The sequence below is a fragment of the Vibrio sp. genome, from assembly GCF_038138445.1.
In the GTDB taxonomy this organism is placed as follows: domain Bacteria; phylum Pseudomonadota; class Gammaproteobacteria; order Enterobacterales; family Vibrionaceae; genus Vibrio.
In genome coordinates this window covers 1-17983 of sequence record NZ_JAYQDQ010000016.1, presented here as the reverse complement: position 1 = coordinate 17983, position 17983 = coordinate 1, and the positions used below count along the sequence as shown (strand labels likewise).

The 17983-nt window shown below is 44.3% G+C and carries 27 protein-coding genes; 2 read left to right on the top strand and 25 right to left on the bottom strand.

Going from position 1 to position 17983, the window contains the following annotated elements:
• The first annotated feature begins 26 nt into the window (after positions 1 to 26).
• Positions 27 to 224: a hypothetical protein gene (locus AAFM34_RS06805; protein WP_341661230.1), complete on the top strand. Its 198-nt coding sequence runs from the start codon at positions 27 to 29 to the stop codon at positions 222 to 224.
• Between the two features lie 28 nt (positions 225 to 252).
• Here the strand turns inward: AAFM34_RS06805 and AAFM34_RS06800 are convergent, their stop codons facing one another.
• A complete protein-coding gene (locus tag AAFM34_RS06800) occupies positions 253 to 582 on the bottom strand; it encodes a helix-turn-helix transcriptional regulator (protein ID WP_114787486.1) in 330 nt (109 codons plus the stop codon).
• 321 nt (positions 583 to 903) lie between these two features.
• Between AAFM34_RS06800 and AAFM34_RS06795 the strand changes: the two genes are divergently transcribed.
• Positions 904 to 1074 (top strand): hypothetical protein, encoded by a 171-nt coding sequence (locus AAFM34_RS06795; RefSeq protein ID WP_341661226.1) that lies wholly within the window; start codon positions 904 to 906, stop codon positions 1072 to 1074.
• A 164-nt stretch (positions 1075 to 1238) separates the two neighbouring features.
• Here the strand turns inward: AAFM34_RS06795 and AAFM34_RS06790 are convergent, their stop codons facing one another.
• The 24 genes from AAFM34_RS06790 to AAFM34_RS06675 all read right to left on the bottom strand — a co-directional run bounded on the left by AAFM34_RS06790 (position 1239) and on the right by AAFM34_RS06675 (position 17880).
• Complete coding sequence (locus AAFM34_RS06790) at positions 1239 to 1544, bottom strand: hypothetical protein (protein ID WP_341661224.1); 306 nt, start codon at positions 1542 to 1544, stop codon at positions 1239 to 1241.
• A 231-nt stretch (positions 1545 to 1775) separates the two neighbouring features.
• The gene (locus tag AAFM34_RS06785; RefSeq protein WP_341661222.1) at positions 1776 to 2303 is read right to left on the bottom strand and encodes a glycosyl hydrolase 108 family protein; all 528 of its coding nucleotides are present in this window, start codon (positions 2301 to 2303) and stop codon (positions 1776 to 1778) included.
• 15 nt (positions 2304 to 2318) lie between these two features.
• Positions 2319 to 3278, bottom strand: a complete 960-nt coding sequence (locus AAFM34_RS06780; RefSeq protein WP_341661220.1) for a hypothetical protein — start codon at positions 3276 to 3278, stop codon at positions 2319 to 2321.
• A complete protein-coding gene (locus tag AAFM34_RS06775) occupies positions 3269 to 3475 on the bottom strand; it encodes a phage tail protein (RefSeq protein WP_114787490.1) in 207 nt (68 codons plus the stop codon). Before AAFM34_RS06775 ends, AAFM34_RS06780 begins: the two co-directional genes overlap by 10 nt.
• On the bottom strand, positions 3441 to 3851 hold the full coding sequence (locus AAFM34_RS06770) for a phage tail protein (RefSeq protein WP_341661218.1): 411 nt from the start codon (positions 3849 to 3851) through the stop codon (positions 3441 to 3443). The genes AAFM34_RS06775 and AAFM34_RS06770 overlap by 35 nt, the downstream gene beginning before the upstream one ends.
• Entirely contained in the window at positions 3851 to 6154 is a 2304-nt protein-coding gene (locus tag AAFM34_RS06765; RefSeq protein ID WP_341661216.1) for a phage tail tape measure protein, read from the bottom strand. Before AAFM34_RS06765 ends, AAFM34_RS06770 begins: the two co-directional genes overlap by 1 nt.
• A gap of 126 nt (positions 6155 to 6280) precedes the next feature.
• Positions 6281 to 6811 (bottom strand): hypothetical protein, encoded by a 531-nt coding sequence (locus AAFM34_RS06760; RefSeq protein WP_341661214.1) that lies wholly within the window; start codon positions 6809 to 6811, stop codon positions 6281 to 6283.
• 68 nt (positions 6812 to 6879) lie between these two features.
• Positions 6880 to 7347 (bottom strand): phage major tail tube protein, encoded by a 468-nt coding sequence (locus AAFM34_RS06755; protein WP_114787494.1) that lies wholly within the window; start codon positions 7345 to 7347, stop codon positions 6880 to 6882.
• A 12-nt stretch (positions 7348 to 7359) separates the two neighbouring features.
• Positions 7360 to 8505, bottom strand: a complete 1146-nt coding sequence (locus AAFM34_RS06750) for a hypothetical protein (RefSeq protein WP_341661212.1) — start codon at positions 8503 to 8505, stop codon at positions 7360 to 7362.
• The gene (locus AAFM34_RS06745; RefSeq protein WP_341661210.1) at positions 8505 to 8693 is read right to left on the bottom strand and encodes a hypothetical protein; all 189 of its coding nucleotides are present in this window, start codon (positions 8691 to 8693) and stop codon (positions 8505 to 8507) included. Before AAFM34_RS06745 ends, AAFM34_RS06750 begins: the two co-directional genes overlap by 1 nt.
• Before the next feature lie 88 nt (positions 8694 to 8781).
• Entirely contained in the window at positions 8782 to 9060 is a 279-nt protein-coding gene (locus AAFM34_RS06740; RefSeq protein ID WP_341661208.1) for a hypothetical protein, read from the bottom strand.
• Between the two features lie 8 nt (positions 9061 to 9068).
• Entirely contained in the window at positions 9069 to 9827 is a 759-nt protein-coding gene (locus AAFM34_RS06735) for a DUF948 domain-containing protein (protein ID WP_341661206.1), read from the bottom strand.
• 106 nt (positions 9828 to 9933) lie between these two features.
• On the bottom strand, positions 9934 to 10170 hold the full coding sequence (locus AAFM34_RS06730; protein ID WP_341661204.1) for a phage tail assembly chaperone: 237 nt from the start codon (positions 10168 to 10170) through the stop codon (positions 9934 to 9936).
• A gap of 12 nt (positions 10171 to 10182) precedes the next feature.
• The gene (locus AAFM34_RS06725; RefSeq protein WP_341661202.1) at positions 10183 to 10962 is read right to left on the bottom strand and encodes a phage tail protein; all 780 of its coding nucleotides are present in this window, start codon (positions 10960 to 10962) and stop codon (positions 10183 to 10185) included.
• 109 nt (positions 10963 to 11071) lie between these two features.
• The gene (locus tag AAFM34_RS06720; RefSeq protein ID WP_341661200.1) at positions 11072 to 11344 is read right to left on the bottom strand and encodes a hypothetical protein; all 273 of its coding nucleotides are present in this window, start codon (positions 11342 to 11344) and stop codon (positions 11072 to 11074) included.
• Positions 11345 to 11347: 3 nt separating this feature from the next.
• Entirely contained in the window at positions 11348 to 12241 is an 894-nt protein-coding gene (locus tag AAFM34_RS06715; protein ID WP_341661198.1) for a hypothetical protein, read from the bottom strand.
• A gap of 18 nt (positions 12242 to 12259) precedes the next feature.
• Complete coding sequence (locus AAFM34_RS06710) at positions 12260 to 13168, bottom strand: phage tail protein (protein ID WP_341661196.1); 909 nt, start codon at positions 13166 to 13168, stop codon at positions 12260 to 12262.
• 207 nt (positions 13169 to 13375) lie between these two features.
• On the bottom strand, positions 13376 to 13750 hold the full coding sequence (locus AAFM34_RS06705) for a phage tail assembly chaperone (protein WP_341661193.1): 375 nt from the start codon (positions 13748 to 13750) through the stop codon (positions 13376 to 13378).
• A 7-nt stretch (positions 13751 to 13757) separates the two neighbouring features.
• Complete coding sequence (locus tag AAFM34_RS06700; RefSeq protein ID WP_341661191.1) at positions 13758 to 14564, bottom strand: hypothetical protein; 807 nt, start codon at positions 14562 to 14564, stop codon at positions 13758 to 13760.
• Positions 14564 to 15103, bottom strand: a complete 540-nt coding sequence (locus AAFM34_RS06695; RefSeq protein WP_239174231.1) for a phage tail protein — start codon at positions 15101 to 15103, stop codon at positions 14564 to 14566. The genes AAFM34_RS06700 and AAFM34_RS06695 overlap by 1 nt, the downstream gene beginning before the upstream one ends.
• Positions 15100 to 15843 (bottom strand): phage tail protein I, encoded by a 744-nt coding sequence (locus AAFM34_RS06690; protein ID WP_341661186.1) that lies wholly within the window; start codon positions 15841 to 15843, stop codon positions 15100 to 15102. Before AAFM34_RS06690 ends, AAFM34_RS06695 begins: the two co-directional genes overlap by 4 nt.
• Entirely contained in the window at positions 15824 to 16819 is a 996-nt protein-coding gene (locus tag AAFM34_RS06685) for a baseplate J/gp47 family protein (RefSeq protein WP_341661184.1), read from the bottom strand. Before AAFM34_RS06685 ends, AAFM34_RS06690 begins: the two co-directional genes overlap by 20 nt.
• Complete coding sequence (locus AAFM34_RS06680; protein WP_341661182.1) at positions 16816 to 17142, bottom strand: hypothetical protein; 327 nt, start codon at positions 17140 to 17142, stop codon at positions 16816 to 16818. Before AAFM34_RS06680 ends, AAFM34_RS06685 begins: the two co-directional genes overlap by 4 nt.
• A 9-nt stretch (positions 17143 to 17151) precedes the next feature.
• Positions 17152 to 17880, bottom strand: coding sequence for a phage baseplate assembly protein V (locus AAFM34_RS06675; RefSeq protein ID WP_341661180.1), 729 nt, complete (start codon positions 17878 to 17880; stop codon positions 17152 to 17154).
• Positions 17881 to 17983 lie beyond the last annotated feature (103 nt).

The window sequence follows — 17983 nt, the reverse complement described above, 5'->3', positions numbered from 1 at the left end:
TAATCCTGTTCTTTATCGAGGTAACAATGAACTTTGATGCAACCGAGCACATTCAGTGTGCGGACGTAAAAGTACAGCAACTCACAGCCGTTGCAACTGCAGCGGGAGAAGCAGCAAACCAAATAGATCACGCTACTTTATCTCTCTGTTTTCAAGTTATCGAACAGCTAGGAAGAGAATGCCAACAACACATAAACCACGCAGAACTCACAAGCGAAGCTTAAAGAAGCCATTAGTAAAATGCCTGCATCATTAATTAATCTTTTTTCTATCATGATGATTTTTCATCATAAACTCCACTAACGACCTACGAGCAGCAGCACTGAGCGTCCGTGCTGCCGCCGCAACATCACACGCCGTCACTGGTGTTAGATTGAGTAGATCCAAAGCCAAATCCAAGTAAGTTATATTTAAAAACTTCATCGCATTGACAAATTGTGACAGCTTCAATTCTGCTTTTCCTGACTCACATCGAACATAATGTCGCCGACTAACACCTATCGCCTTTGCTATGGCCATTTGGGTCAATTGATCACGTTCACGCCTTCTTTTTATAACCAGCATTAAGTCATGATGCGACATACGCCTACCTTGGTGTGATTGTTCAATCCCTAATATGACTAAAAAGAGATTTATAGAGTTGAAGGTATTTACGTGTTATGCGTTTCCTATATTATGAAATTTAACTATATGCCAATTAGTTAATAAAAGAAAAATAGAAAATTTTATATAATAAAAACTAAGCTAGGAAAACATGACTTTATTTAACCTTATATTAGAAACCTATTATAAAAAAACTAAAATGCTACAGCTAATAGTTTTCAGTCTAATCTCTATATTTATTGATTGGACAAATTCTATCCTAATAGAGTGGAAATATTTCTCAATGACTGGAGTGGCTGTATGAGTAATGAGGAAAGTTTGGATTTACTGGAGAGCGTAAAAGGCTTGGCTGCTTGCGGAAGTGAGGCTGCTACCAACTGGGAACAAGCCCATTTGGTCTGCTTGTTCATCGAAATAGAAAGGAAAATTGAAAGGGCTTTACAACACTTAACCCAAGCCGAGGACAACTAATTTAAGTAACAGGAATGAGGGCCCAACACCATACCAGTTGGGCCAAGTGTTATATGTAATTAGCACTACATAATTTGAGCTGAGCAATGTAGTGTTGTAGGTCTTTAAAACTTTGTTCAGGTAAATAGACCCCTTGCTCACCATTATCATTAACCGTATACCACTCAAGATTTTTTGGCGTCGGAGGGCAGTTTGCGTCGGATACTCTTATCGAGCTGCACGCTACCAGAAGCGGGGCCAAAGTCATCACTAAAAGTTTCGATAGGGTTTTCATTAATACGCTCCTTGTGCTTATTGTTATTTTTTTTCACTCTCTCTTTACGTTGATCTTGGTAGCTATCAACTAAATAAGGTGCAATTTTTAACATTTCTATAAATAATTTCAGGAATGGCATATATTTCCAATTAAAGTTTATGGGATTATCATCCAGCTTATTTTTGGCATAAGCCAAATACAAATAAAAAGCCAATAGCTTTTCCAATACCTCTGGTTAAATAAACTAAACAATCACAAGCAGACAAAAGTCAGCAAGGCCATCAAGAAAGGTAGTATTATTAAAGCCGACATTGAATAAGAATGATCTTCATCGAAGATTGAGTTATTATCAGCAAGGAATAGCACAATAAATATTATCAATTATAAGACTAAATGTGATTTCATATTAAATGTATTTATAAAATATAATACTATTTGATACTGTTCAGTTATCACTCGCTGCAAGGCGCAAGTTATCGGCAATACGCTGTGACCATCCGCGTGAAAACAACGACCATGTTTTAACCTCTTTCATAAAGTCCAAACGTTCGGCTAAAAACTTCAAAAGCAGGTCATTGTGGTCTGTAGCTTTTACCGCAGCATCTGTTTTCACACCATAGTGGCCATCATCTTTGGTGCCTACAGAACGCTGTAGAAACTGAACAGCTCGCCAGCTGCCATGATGAATCGCGGCGTCAAAAAGCTGATACATAACAGCTTTATGGACTTTATCTCCGCCTAATTTCAACCAAAAATCACGATAATAAATAGCTTTAGCTTGCTCTATGGTTAATTGCTTAATATTAAGGCTCGGGTAACTCATGGCCGAAATACCAAACTTAGTGCCTTTGCGAATACCTTTACCCACAGTTCCGCTTGTCCAATTTCCACGGTCGTAATACGAATTCTGATATTTACCTTCGTGTCCTATTACTCTGTTAAATGCAATTAAATATGATTGAGGGTATTTCATAATACCTCCTTATAATTATATAGGCCGAGTCGCTTCAACTTGAATAGTGTAAGAAGTACGGGTGCCAGATAATGTCACGTTGTCGACCGACCAGTGACCTTTTGCACGAGGGGATTGAAAGCCTTGCAATATCATTACCGATTCAGCAAATAAGCCAGGCTGACCGAGCAAAGTAGCATTAAACTTTTGTATTTTGCGCTTAAATTCCGCCAACTTCGCCTCTGCTGCTACTTGAGCTTCATCAGGATGTTTAAACACTTCTTTAATACTAAAGTAAGGCTGAGAACCAATCACTTGAATGTCACTTATGCCCGTCTCAGGTGTTTGCCAATGTGCTTTAACGCCGTTAAAGCGCACAAAGCTGGGGTGGGCTAATTTCGCACTACCTTGTTGTACATCTTGCGGAGTAATGGTCACCACAGGCTGCTCATTACCGGATAAGGTTTTCAGGCTGCCGCGCTGACCAAACACATACATACGATCAATCGGCTTGGCAATAGCGTCGTGCTTTGCTGCTAAACGAGCAATAAAAGCTGAGTCTGTTTCCTCATTTTGGTTAAGATGCTCGGTTGGCTTGAACGCAAACTTGGGACAAACTCGTACTTCATAACCATGTGGTTCCATTACTGCTTTAATCACATCTTGTATTCTTGCTGGCGGAAAGGTTCGTCGCCTTGGCTCTTTAAAGCCCTTTTCATCCGCCACACAAAAAATAGCAGGGGTCAATTGCACAACCAATTTAACCGGATGTAGATACTCAGATATCGAAGAGATTTGGTAAACTCCCCTTTTCTCACCATCGATAAATACACGCCATTCAGTGCCACTTTTAGGAATAAGAGTTTGTGACTCCATGCCAGAAAAGGTTAATGATAACCGGTCAGACTGCATACCTTCACTGTCCGACAACGACCAGTTGGTTAGAAGCGGCATCAGACTTGCCGCTCCTTCACCTTTGATATCAATTACGTCCATACAATAATATCATCGCTTGTAGTTTCTAAATCCTCCTCTAAATAGGGAAGCTCTATTTCTTGGTTAGCCCTTAAAAAAGGGGTGTTCTGAGTGGGATTAAGTCTGTAAAACTCTTCTTCAAGATCGTCAGAGTCCACACCAAACACCCGGTAAAGTAAGGTATTAACGGTTTCGTACGGTTTTGCTCGGGTTTTCATCTTGTTGTCGATATTCCTTTAACGTCAGGGTCATTTTGACAATTTGGGCTTGGCCTTTTTCAACAATGCGTGTGTAGCTGGTTTTGATATTACGAAGAGTAAACCGGCCCCATTTTTGCCCTTTGCCATCTGTGACTGTAATGATTTCATGTGACTTCATCATGGTTCGCAGAGCCTGTGCTTCACTTTCCCCATTGCCAGTGAAGGCAACAAGGTTCAGTGTCCAGTTATCCAACGGGTTTGCAGTTGGGTCTTGTCGTGGGCTGTGTATAGCGTCAAAATCAGACCATCCAGCAGAAGAATCATACGAGTGCTCTTCTAATGGATTGCCATTCACTACGCTTAACACATGATCGTTAAGTGCTAAGTGCTGCATTAGTTCACCAGTGAGTGTTCAAAATCTTGAGTAAGATTGTCAGAATCTAGGCCATGTTCGCGAGCAAATTGCGCTAAGGCTTGTTGTATTGCGTCCGCAGTCAAAGCAGCCGTTTTTTCGGGTTGTTCAGCACCCGTTACCTGAACCACAGGAGAGAAAGTCACGTTTGGCTTTTGCGCCTGTTCGACCTTTTGAATCTGCGCTGCTTTTATTTCCTCAGATTTATTGGGCAAGTCATCTTTCGAAAACCAATCAAACAAGCCAGAGGCGATATCAGAACCCGCAGAGTCTCCCAACATACCGCCAATAGTGGCACCGACTATAGTGCCTACCCCTGGCAGTATCATAGTTCCCAAAGCGGCTCCTGCAGCGGCCCCGCCCATGCCCCCCAATAACCCACCGCCACTTTCAACAGCTGAAGCCGTATCGCCTTGGGCTAGGCTGCTTCCAATATCAATCGCTCTTAGCCCCATTTTTAAAGGACCAAAAGCCAACAGTTTTTTAGGTAGCGGATTAACACGCTTGTCTTTTAACTTGTCACCAATAGTATGTGTGGTTTGGGCTACCTTCTTAGCTCCGTTGGAAATAAGACTAGGCACCCCCTTCGCTTTATCAGCAAGGAAAGATGCAGCACTAGTAGCAAAACTTAGGATACGAGGTTTGAGCTTATTTCGAGGACGAGAGCGGGGTTGTCTTGTTCTGGGATTACTTCTGGTTCTAACTTGATCTCCGGACTGATTCACACGCCTACTACGGTTGGCTTTTTCTCGGCGATCAACATCATCACAATGTGTGCAAGCCGCATTCGATGCTCCATCGATAGCACTAGGCTGCTTTTTCATCCCCAGCGCTTCTTTGGCAATACCTGCAAGAGTGCCAATAAACTTAGCACCTCGATATGCTTTATACGCAGCGAGGCCACCGAGTATCGCTCCCCCAAAACCTAAAATAGCAGAAGCCGCAACTTCTGATTCGGCTATCCACTGAGTGGTGGCTATGGTTACATCAGTAATGGCGTTTAATATGCCACTAAATGCGGGCCACATTTTATCCCCGACAACAATGGATAAATTATTAAAAGCGTCTAAGGAACGCTCCATATCCGCTTGCTTGGTATCTGCGCTTGCAGCGTACTCTTTGGTTACCGAATCAGGGCTAGCATTCTCCGCTTGATTCTTAGTTTCGATAAGCTTTGTAGGATCGTTCAAAAGACTTTCAATATAAGATACTGAGGCATTGGGGGAGTTAGCGCCAAATAACGTCTTCACCGTAGCGAATTGATCTTGTTTACTAAGTCCTTTTATACCCTCAAGTACTTTAACAAGAGTCCCCATCGCATCCGTTTTCATTGCGGTTGATACTGATGTTGCATCCATGCCCAGCTTTTCAAAGGCAGCAACTTGATCATCGCTTGCAGAAGAACCAAGGTTAAGCGCTGATGCAATATCTTCTGCCGATCTTGCCGCATCGTCTTTGTTCGCGCCGGCCAGCAAAAGTGAATTGGCGAGACTCAGAGCCTCTTGTTCTGTAAAACCTGAGTTTGACAAGCGAGGAGCAGCCTTGATCATCACATCAATCAGATCTTTCTCTGCTATACCGCTATTTTTATTCACCTCATTGATCATGTTTGCCATTTGCATAAACTGCTTTTGGCCAACCTCTCCCTCTTCATACCCCATAGACGTACGAAGCGCTATACCTTTCTGAGCAGACTCCTCTTTGGTCATCCCCCAAGCTTGCGCCGTCATTATGGTATCACGGGTAAACACTTCTAGGTCTTGCTTGGCAATCCCTCCATTAGCACCTAACTCGGCAATTTTTAACACATCACCATGCTTTGCTCCTGCCATTTCAACCGCTAGAGCGTTGAGAGCATGACGTAATTCTTTAGCCTCTTCACTAACAAGCCCTTGTTCGCCAAAATCTAAATTATTGGCAACATTGATATAGGACGCCTCATTGTTCATTGACGAATACAATGCAGTACTCGCAGCAGTAATCATCACTTCCATAGCCTTGTCGGATACGCCAGGCAAAGCTTCCAAAGCCTCTTGCTTTTGTTTTTCCCAGCGGCTTTCTACGTCTTGGCCTGACTGCATTCTTGGCTTGGTTAACTCTGACTCTTTGGCTGAGTCTTTTAATCCTGCATTCGTTAACCTAAGTTTTTCATTTAATGCACTAAATTGTTTCTGGGTTTGCTTTAGTGTGTTGATTAACCCTTGTTGCACACTTTCTAGTGTTTTGAACCCAGCGACCACCTGTTGTGCGTTTATGGTGATGCCAGGTTGTGTTTTTTTATCCACGCTTCACCCCCAAATGAGCCAAAGCTAGCTCGTAACGCCTTAAGGCAATTTCCGTTGTCCACTCAAGTGCATCCGTGGCGCAATAGCCCGCCAAGGGCACAATATCTAAAATGGTTTCAACGCTCTTTACTGAAAGTAAGCCGCTGGTTTGGTTAAAAAATGGGAGGCTGCACTGACAAGGCTGCGATAATCAGGCAGGGGTAAGTTCATGATCTCTGCTTCTTCTAAGTCAGTCAGGTTGGCCAAAATAAAGCAAGCACGCTTGATATCGTCGCTCATTTTATCGGCCATTTTGGATAATTTGAGCGTAGGAAGTTCTAACGATACTTTTCGCTCACCACTGAAAAAGAGGATCGCGTCTTTGGCAGTATCCACTTGTTTTTCACCTGCCAATTGGTAACCGGTTTGATGATAAAAATCGTACGATGCGCTATATAGTGTTAGCCAGTCTGGGCTTGATAAGGCATCAAGCTCTTCTTGATTCAAACCGGTAGAGGCCATCACTAGGGCTTCTTTCTCTTCTTGAGTGAAGGTGTCTCCCTTAGGCTCTATCTCCATGCTCGATTGACGGCTCATGGGTTTTACTGTGACTTGGCGGTGATCTTCAACGGGCTTCAACAGCGTGAAAGTGCGTTCTAGATAGTGCGTTTGGCTCATGCTCGTGTCTCTTTTTTGGTATAAAAAAGGCCACCCTTGGGCGGCCTTTAGTCAGGTAAATAAATGGTTTAAACGTTAAATTGCTTACCGCCTATGATGTATCGACCATTGTCAATATCAACATCAGCAAGCGTGTTACCGTTTTCTTTCCACAAATGCTTAGTGATTTGCCCCGTTAGGGTTAGCGTTTGCTGCTCACGCATCTTATTTGCGGAGTATTCAACCACGACTTCGCCTGTCATTGCGTGCTCAGCGTCATAACGTTTATGTTTATTGACACCATTTTCGTTGTAGATGATGACAGTTTTATCTGCATCTTTTAGCGCGCTTTTTACTACCGCAGCCATTTCACCTTTAATGGTGACTGACCACTCAGAGGCTTCGTAGCCAACACACACTTTCTTGCCCATAAAGGATCCCGGCACATCCGCATACACCTTGGTGTATTTGGGTGGCGTGAACTCTTCCATGTTGTTAGTGATTTTAATACCGCCTGGCAGCGTTAGTTTTCTCGCGTGAGTAACTCTATTAGACATATTTAACCTTTATTAACCGAATGTTTTAATTGCGTCGTCGACGTATACTTTAAGCAGTTCATCGTCTTGATTGAGTTCAATAATGGAGTGCTCATTTGGACGATAAGCGCCCCAATCGATAACCAAGACCCATTCGCCATTTTTATATCTTTGCAAGTTGTTGCGAGTTTCATGCAGATAGCATCGCGCGCCGATGATCTCGCCATCAGCTTGTAGGCTTGACAGCCAGTTGCTTAACTGAGCAATGCGCTGTTTAAAGAAATCAAAGTCTAGGTTGTATTTCATTGTGTCGCGGTGCGACTTAATAAGCTCGCGGCACAACTGGTTTTCAATCCCAATGATATTGCCAAAACTGCCATCAGCGGTGCGAGTACCAAGGAACATCAAGCCGCCATTTGGATCGCGAATCGTTACCGATACCCCGACTTTATTCAACTCAACCCCTTCGCTGTTTTTATCATTCACGCGGTATCCGACACTACGTGAAATATCATCCAAAGGAGTAGAAGCACCATTTGGTGTTTGAGAAGGTTTAACACTGCATCGCGCCGCCATACCAATCACAGAAGCTGGAATAGCGTGATCCCAGCGCTCACCATTAACATCACAACACCATACACGCTTGTGGCTCTCTCCAAGCTTTTTAGCAAACGTCTTCGCCGCTTCAGTGTTAGTGTTGGGGCCATCAATCCAAGCTTCACAGTAAGTCTGATCAGCAACACCAGCCAGTGCATTAGCAACTTCAATACTATGAAAACCGGGCGCGGCAATACTGGTTGGCGCTTCAGGGCAAGCTTTAAAAGCGTGAATACCCGTTAAACGGCCGGCACTTGAAGTCCCACCAATCACATTGTTAATGTTGGTTGCTTTGTTAGCATCTTCTTCGCACATAATGACGTAACATGGCACCTGAGCCACTTCCAGAAAATACTTGACGCTGTTATACAAAACGCCCGCTGGCTTTTCTCTTGTATCAATCAGCGCTAGGTCAGCAAGGGTGCGAATTTTCACTGGCTCGCCATAGCTAACGTTTTCACTCTTGTGTTTGGTCGTGCCAATAAAGCCACCAAGCTGGTTATCTACGCCGCCCATAGGGCCTAGTGGTTCACTCACTTCCAGAGAAATCCCGTTATGAGTTTGTGTGGTTATCGTTGCCATTATTTACTCTCTTCGTTTAATTCAAGGGTATCATTCATCAGGTGGTATTCAGCTTGAGAAGGCATCAAACTGATGATCTCACCGGGTTCGCGCCAGCATTGAAGAATGCGCTTTTCCACCAGCATTCGGTAATCGCGCGGATCGTTTTCTCCCTTAGCGCGAGAGGTTGAGGCTTTTTTGCTTGCCATTGGCATTTGCTCCATATAAAAAGCCCTGCAAAAGTGCAGGGCCAAAGTTGATAGTTAGATATAAAAAAACCGCCGAATTGGCGGTTTGTTATAGCTCTTGGGGTAGTGGGTATCGAGTATTAATCTGTTCGACTTTTTCTCGGCACGCTTGCTCTTTTTGCTCATTTCGCTCAAATTGCAAATCAAGCAGCATGGGGTAGACTTCTTTTTGATACGCGGCGTTTCTTTTATCTAACACAGCTTGCTGTTGCGCCTCCAAAACAATTCGCGCTTTATCTTCCGCCGGAATATCGAGTGATTCAAATAGCTCTGAGCTAGGGTCAAAGTTGACATAACTTTGGTTATTGTAATTAAAAGAGATTTCCATGCTGCCTCCTATGACTTAAATGGAACGTTAGATAGGGTATTATCTTTATTCGCTCCTAGGATAAGGTCCTCTACGTATTCAAAGCCCCAAGAACTATCAACTACCAATTGACAAGGGTATGCAAGATAGCCTTGATTTTTTTCAATTTCAGCCTCACGTAAAGTAACTTTATTTGGGCTGAGATAACGCCGTTCGCCAAAGAAGCATTTTTTGTCTGATTGAAGGTTTAAGACTAAGCGGCTGCGAGCTATTGTTACCGCACCTCCTCCCCAGAATTCACTCTCTGCTCGGTCATTTAACTCGATAATGAGTGATTCTTGATGGCCACCAAAAACCAAACTGCCATATGTGTTGATTCCGCCTTGGATGTCTAAAATAGGTGTCGATGCATCATAGTGGAAAGAACGAGTAGTATCTGCGTTTCTACCCCAAGCGCGAAACTCAATAAGACTAGAAAAGTTAGTAACATTTTCTTCTATTATATGCCTTTGATTTCGTTGTAATCGGATGGTACATACGGCGCCTGAATAAGCAGAGCTGAGCGCTTTTTTTACGGTTTTAAAAGGGCGTTGCGCTGAGCCTGTTGCCGAGTCATCACCCGTTTCAGCATCAACATAAAACACCTGCTTTTGGGTAAGCCCTGTGTTAGCGCGAATGTCATTGGCTACCGAATCCACTTTGCTGTCTATATCGGCGATTTTATCTTGAACGGTTTGGGTCAAACGATTCACCGCCTGAATCAACTGTCCCGTCTCTGAACTTGCCATTACTTTCCTCATTAAAGATAGAAAAACGCCCTATCGGCTATTGGTTTTACAATAGAGATAGGGGCGTTATTTAGATATAAAAAAACCGCTTAACGCGGTCATAGGTTTATATTTGCTCTAGTGTGGGTTTTTGCGGCCAGATAATCTCTGTAGCATCAGTAAAGGTTTGAGGAATATCGCGCAAGGCTTGGCGATACTGGCGAAACGGCGCAGCATCGAGGCCATTATCTAAAGCGGTATTAACCAGCTTGTCAGCTTCAAACATAAGCTGATCGCGCTTTTCTATCGATTCAACCCAGTCTTCAGCCACAAGGCCACGGCGAGTTACAACTAACATTGTCATTACTTATTTTCCTTATTGTGAGTGAAGTGTATTAATTTTACGGATCAACTCGGTTTTCGGGCTGTATAGCACGCCGTGTTTTTTTGATTTAGGGAAGTGCCCAGTACAAATGGTCGGCAGAGCCAAATAAAGAACATCACCCACACTGGCATCAGTAAAGTTAAGGTCAATATGTCTGTAACTACCAGGGGTATGACTTGACTTATGTGCTATTATTTGCTGCCATTCATCTTTTTGTTTGACATTTAACCAATTGACTTTAGAGGTACCTTCAATTTTGGCGTACGCCATAAAGGTAGCCGAAGGACTAAGCTTTACGTGTCGATCGGGAATATAAAAATCGTATCTTGGAATAGATTCAAACGATGTATCAAGCACCGTCATTTTTAGTATATTGAAACTTTTGCTAAAGTACTGTGTTCCTCGCTTAATACACATAAAGTCAAGGAGCTTTTTTGCTTCTTCGTCGCGACTTTCTGGGTTAGCGCCGTAGTGCACTTTAATCATTTCAGTTTTAACCCAATCATTACGTAACTTATTTATCCCCATCCCTAGGGGATACACATTTTTATGTCCGTGGGCATTGGCTTCAAGTTCATGGGTATCTAAAAAGTCATGGTTGTAATTCATCGCGGTAAAGCCGGTGTTATCGACCACACTTTGACTAAACTTTTGAAAATCACTCTCGGCGCTGGCGACTTTATTATCGATATCCGCCATTTTACCCAACACAGCTTGGGTTAATTTAGTCGTTTCGCTAATTAAGTTGGCTATTTCGCTTGTATTGGCCATGGTATTCCTTATTAAATGGGTTGGCGGCTGTGCTGAGTGATAAGGTCCAGCACAGCCGCATGATTTGGGCTTAATTTAGGCATAAAAAAACCGCCGAATGGGCGGTGGGTTATGCTTTGGGTGGCAATGGGTAGCGGGCTTTAATTTCAGCGACTTTATCGCGCCATTGTTGTTCTTTTTCGGCAGTTTTGTCATATTGCCATTCAGTGTAAATAGGATCAGATTCCAGTGCATAAGCTTGGCGACGCTCGGCCACCAAACTATCGTATATTGCCTCTTGCTGCGCTTGGTTGATCACCGCATCGGGAATGTTTGCTTGCTGAGCATCCTCTACTGTGTAGTTAATATAATGCGCGCCTTGATAAAAAAACGTTAATAACATGCTCTACCCTTTCTTTTTTGTTAATACATCGCTGGCTAATAAATTGGTGGCATAGCCATGTAAGCCATATTGCAACCCACTAAATAACTCTCGAGCTTCTACCTTAGCGCCAGAAGAGTTGAACACTTTTGAATTATGCATACTAAAACGCATAGTAGCTCCACCATATTGCAACTGAAACAGTGGTTTTTTATCGGTTGTTTCAATACGAACATAGGACAAGGCAACTGACATATCCCCTTTGACATCACGTGCACTGGAGCGTAGAAAAGGCACTGGCGCTTCATTTGAGCCATTATTTTCAACAAAAATTCCCGGGAGCGTAATGTTGTAATTATGTTGTTTGAATGTAATGGCACCACTAATAAAAGCTCCAGAGTGGGCATGCCACTCTTTACTATTTGGGAATAGTCGGGGAAGCATGGTTCTTACGTAAAGGAATTTCAACTCTCCTCCTGCATGCCCATAAAAACAACCTTTCAATGCGGTGCGGTTGTGAATATTTAATTCTTTTATTGGTTTAATGATTGTGGGTTTGTAGCCTTCACTTTCCATGGAGGAATAACCACCAATAATAGTCACCTTTCTTGAGCCAATATTGATAGCCCTATCGAGCTCATAGACAAAGCCTTCTTTACTGCGAGGTAAAGTGACCCTCACATTCCCCCCGTCTGGGACACTATAAATAGCAGCATGTAGGTTTTTAAATGGGCCATTGGGATTACTGTCATTACCATTATTTACATCGACGGTAACTCTTTTCTCTTCAAACATGGCTGGTATTTTGGCGACCGCTCTGTCTACGGTTTGGTCGATATCCGCCATTTTATCCAACACGGTTTGGGTTAATTTAGTCGTTTGATTAATTAAGTTGGTTATTTCGCTTGTATTGGCCATGGTATTCCTTATTTGTGGTTATTTAATGCGACTTTCTAATGCGTTGAGTCGCAGCTCTTGCTTAATGACACTCAGCTGAGTCGAGACATGGCCTTCGGCCAAACTGGTAAAATCGTTACTTAATTGTTCACGAGACCTGTCTAGGTCTGAGATGATGGATTCTAGTTTTGCCGAGTGGCTTTCAAGCTGCTCACGCATCTGATGAGTAAACTGGTTGTACTCTTTGTTAGCTGCGAGCAAGTCTAGCTGCTGCTGAATATCATTGGCTTGGACACTGACTAGGCTTGTGCTTAGCGCAGTAAACTCGGTATTGATACGGCCTTGAAAGCGCTCTATCTGACTATCAAGACTGCGCAAATGGGCGGTTTGATGTTCAAGCGTTTGGTTAACTTGCCCAGCAAACTCATCGCGCTGCTTTTGTGACTCAGCCATGCGCAGCGCTTGCTTTAACGATTGAGCCTGATTATTGACCACACTGGCGCTTAGCGCAGCGAAGTCTTCATCGATGAGAATATTAAGATTCTCTACCCCAACATTGACCTTGACTGAATCGGTCGGCAGCGCCGATAAATCCATGGTAAATGGGATAATGACGTGTGCATTGGTGGCTTTATAGTTGAGGGTTTTGTCTTTCTCTGAAATAACCCCGAGCAAGGTGCCGCTTGATAACCAGATACCGATTTCCCGAATGGCAAATTCGCTATCGCCGGAAAACTTGGCGGTACATTGTAGTGATGCTTCTCCTGTGTCCCTGTATTGTGAAATTTCAACCCGCTGCTTTTCATTGCGCAGGCTAGTTTGAGTCGCGCTAGGTGTGTAGTCTCGGTCACCAACAGAAATCCATTTGATCTCAGCATGAATTCCTTTGGTTTTCTTGTTCACACACTCAGCTAACCCTTGCTCTGTGATGGTGACAGCTAGTGTCATAGCATTCTCACTTTAGTAAAAATAGGTAGTGTGGATAGACAGGGATAACCCTCTTGCTATAAGAAAGCGCTCAATATCTTGTGATTGATGTCCGCCATTTGGCCAGATTAGGCGGCGGTATTGAGAAGATAGAGAAAATAGCTTGGGGTTATCCCCGTCATATCAAAAGCGGATGTTGACCAAGGTGTTACTTGGTATCGCTGGGTTTTACTGCGCCGGTTTTACTGCGCCAACTTTCACCAAAAGATTCGTTATTCTCCCTGGTTGTACATCGGTTGGCTTTGTCGGCCACTCTACGTCAGCAAACACTTGTCCCTTGTCGGTAATGTCTCTAAGCGCTTGGCGATAGTCGCGTGCAGGCTTAATATCAAGGCCTTTATCCAACGCAATATTGACCAAGTGATCCGCTTCAATCAGCAAAGGCGCGCGATGGGCGCGTATTTTCTCAAGCTCCTTTTCTGCTTGGTAAGCGCTAAGGGCTTGCTCTGCTTCGGCTTTAGATAAACCCATTTCGAGTAGTAAGTACATATCAGCGGGAACATTAATTAGTGTTTCACCGCGAAAGTTAAGTTGTTTGATCATGGTGTAATTACTCTCTTGAATTCATAGCGTTAAATGATGAAGGGGCGGGTTGAGCCTTACCGTAACTTATGTAGTTAAGTGGGACATTATTGTTCGAGTCTCCCGCTTCAGCTTCTGCCAAAGACACCGTTTTCGAAAGCCAGTTGACATTATGGCCCGAGTAAGAATAAATCTCCTCTCCTTCAGTTTGATATAAATGAAACTCAATAGGCTTATTTGAGTAGATTTGGTATTTAAGCTTACCGCCCCTAAGCATAAAGCCAGACCGAGCTCTTGCTAGATAACCCACTTGGGGTTTGTTATATTCGCTATCAGGGCCGTCTGGATCAATCTTTTGGGCCTCACACCAAGCAAGAAAGCCTACGTTGGCCACACATGGGCGATATTGCTGGCGATTGACTACAGTGCGCAAGTAGTTAGCTTGACCATTCCAAGGATTGGCTTGCCCCTTAAGCACCACCAAAGCCGAGGCTACATGTCGCCTAGCATTAAAATCGTTATTATCGTGGTTCCAATTATAGTTTCTATATATTTGAATTTCGTTTTCGTCCTCTGCATGCATTTGGAAATACACCGGATAAAAGGTATCTTTATCGCCATCGACAAAGAGTTCCGTGACATATCGGCCTTGGCCTTCAATCCCTTCTGCTTTGGTGCTCGATTTCCATGTATCAAAACTTTGCTTGGCTTGTTGCAGTGTTTGGTCAATGTGGCCCATTTTATTGGCCACTTCGGTGGTTTGCGCCTGACTGGCCTCAGTTTGGGCTTGCGCCGCCAGTTTGACCTCTTGCAATTGGTTTAAAATTTCAGACATTAGTGTGTCTCCAGTTGTCTTAATCGCTCTGCTTGTTGCATTAGCATATGAGATTGCTGAGTTTGCACCGCTTGTGAGCGCATAAACGCCAGTGCATCTTTCATCATCTCGCTATCAATCAAAATATTAAGGTTTTCCACCCCAACCGATACCTGCACCGAATCGGTTGGCAGTACCGATAGGTCCATGGTAAAGGGAATGATCACCTGGGCTTTGGCCGCTTTATAGTTAAGGGTTCTATCCGGCGCTGAAATCACGCCAAGTAAGGTGCCACTTGCTAACCAAATGCCTATCTCTCTAATGGCAAACTCTGAATCACCGGCAAATTTAGCGGTGCATTGCAGTGAGGTGTCACCTGTGTCTTTATATTCTGATATCTTTACCCGCTGCTTTTCGCGGCGCAGCTTGGTTTGGGTTGGGCTTGGGCTATAGGCCCTATCGCCTGCCGAGATCCATTCGATCTTGGCATGCAATCCTTTTTCTTTGGCGCTGATACATTCAGCTAACCCGTGTTCGGTAATGGTTACGGCTAGTGTCATGGCGTTCTCGCAGTTATATAAATAGGGCTAACAGATAAGGGGTGAAGACCAAGGGCTGAACCCAAGTAGTCATTGCCGCTTAACTTAGTTTGAGCCAGCTTGGCTTTGACCAAAAGGGGGCTAACCGAAATGGGCGCACCGCCAGCTGCGCCAAGTGAAACGCGTCCACTGGTGCTTATTGGCCATAGCTTAACTTGGGCTTTGGTCGGCTGAATATTGACTCTCGGCAGTACCGCCGCCTGAACTCTAAATTTTTGTTCAACATCGTAAGCTAAGGTTAAATCGACCGTATCGCGCTCAGATTTAACATGGTTTAGCCGCTCAATAAGGCGGTGCGCCCGCTCTTTGGTGACATTTTGATTGGTGTTAGCCCGCGCCGTAACATAAACCGTGTAGGGCAAACCGCCTTGCACCTTGGTCCAATGTTCAATCTTGGCAGAGAAGTCCACCGCTTCCAGCGCCAGCTCAATCCCCGCATTGGTGCCACTGGTTTGATGCACCGAATAAGAGACTCTGGTTATCGCGCGTTTTTGATCTTCAGTATCACTAAAAAACCAATCATTCACCCCACGCTCCGAGGCGATGATGGGCAAAATCTCTTGGCTGGTGGTGCAAGGGTCTGCAATTTCAGCTAATACGTCTGGGCTTTTGACCAGTTTTTTAAACCCCTCTTCAAAGCTGCGCTCAAAAGAGGTGCGGTTGTCAGGTAAAAGAGTCTGTTCATCGATTGGCTTTGACATGCACGTTTACCTCCTGACAATAAGGCGCTTCAAACCATTCACACACCAAATCAGCTGATGGCTGCAAAATGTTGAGCTTGGTGGCGTTATGGTTGTGCGCAATTTGGCTTATCCGCGAGCGCTGGATTTTTTCGCCGAGTTTATGCTGCTGCTTAGCGTAGTCACTAAGCGCTTGCTCTAACGCCTTTTCGTCTATCAAACCAGTAGGCGCGGTTTCTTCCCATGCCTCAATCACAATCTTGTAGGGCTTGATGCTGGCAGAGCGCACGCTAATATGATCAGACTCTTGGGCAATATCAGGGCGGCGACAATACTCTAACACCGCATCTTGCAGTGTTTGACTCGCTTGACCATTGCCTTCAGGCGAGAGTATGCGTATTTCCACCTCCCCTGAATTTTTTTTGAGCATCCTTGCTTTGGCATCTTTAGGTCGAATCACGCCCTCGGTTGGTGTGAACTCAAAGCGCTGAGTCACCACATTGTCCGACTCACTAGAAATCGTGATCAAAGGGCGCGCTCCCAAGGTCATGGCATGGAATTTATAGCCACTTCGGGTTCCTGTGGTCGCCAAACCATAGGGTGCTAAGCTATAGCGATGCAGTAACGAGGCATCCGATTCCTTTACAGCAGGAGTGGTAGGTGAGACCGTAGTATCCTCTGCTTTAATGATTTGACGTTTCAAACCCAAGCGGGAAACCACCACATCCACCATTTCCGAGTCAGTAACGGTTTTTGCAAAGTGTTGTAGGTATTTGTAGTTATCGTTACGGGTTTCTTGTTGGCGAAATAAAATCATGGCGTCAAGCAAAAGAGCAGCAGACTCGTTGGGGCTGCGCAGCCCTTCGGTTAAGTTGCGCGCATTTTCATTACCCACTTCCTTTTCTGCATGTGGAAGAAAAAAGTCATTAATAAACCGCTCGCGCATGTCTGCAAATTTTTCAACGGTCAATATTTGCGGGATTTTTATTTTACTCATAGCTCCAACACCTGTTTTTGTCCGTCGTATGTGTAATTAATGCGGGTCAGAAAGCCCGCCCCATGTATTCGAATGTCAACTTTTGGGTTAACTATGTCTGATAAATCGTTGGCAGGATTAGCCATAATTCGGTGAATGCGGTTAATGGCTTGCATGCGATTGTGCTCATTGGCAAGGCCCATAAGTTTTCGAAACTCGCCGCCAACATCGCGCCGTTTTTCTCTTGAACCTAGCTGAGTGGTGATTGCTTTGAATAATCGGCACTCTGCTTGCCTAGCGCCCCGAACGGTTAAGCCTGTAGTAGGATCAATACCTTGTTGCATAATAACCTCTTAATTAATAGGAACCTCGGTTGGCGAGCCTTCACGGTTTACTTTGTGGCGATGGGTACTAAATTTCACATTGGCGATCACAGCCTCAGAGAAGTTGGCACCGTTGCCTGCAAGGGAGAACGCACCCGGTGCGTAACTCACTAGGGCTGGCGTTTTGATTTGGTTACTCACATCAAGCGAGCCTTTAATGCTGACATTGCCCTCTTGTGACTGAGTGCCCTTGGTGTTAGCCGTGTTCGCGGTTCGGTTATATTGTTTGGTCTGCATTGAAATAACTTCTGAGGCATCGACAGAGAAAGACGGTGTGACAAACTTGACCGAGCTATCGGCTTCAACCAAGTAATTACCCGCAAAATCTGCGGTGACTTTAAACACATCAAGAATGCTTAACGTGGTTTTACGTGGGTCCGTCTCTTTGGGACAAAAGTCGCTACAATAGGCCGCTGGTAATGCGATCGCGTGTGCTTCATCAACACCGCCAGATAAATTGAGCACCATAACTTGTTCACCAATACTTGGCGCTCGCCATTTAATTACCTCGCCCGCTTCAAAAGCCACCCATTGAATAGGCGGTGAAAGATAGTCATCCTCATTATTGGGCGCATAATCAATCACAGCTTTTGAGCCGGATACTGACTTTACCCGCCCGAGCCTAATAAGGTTTCTAAGCTGGCGCTCTAAACCGTTCACACGGCCAATGAGATCAAGTATTGCTTGGTTCAAATTCATAGATCACCTTCTCATCACCTTTGCTTTCTTTGATGTTTAATGACTTAACCCAGAAGGTTTCCTGCTGCGGGCTTCCATAACGGACCTTTTGTGTAAATCGAAC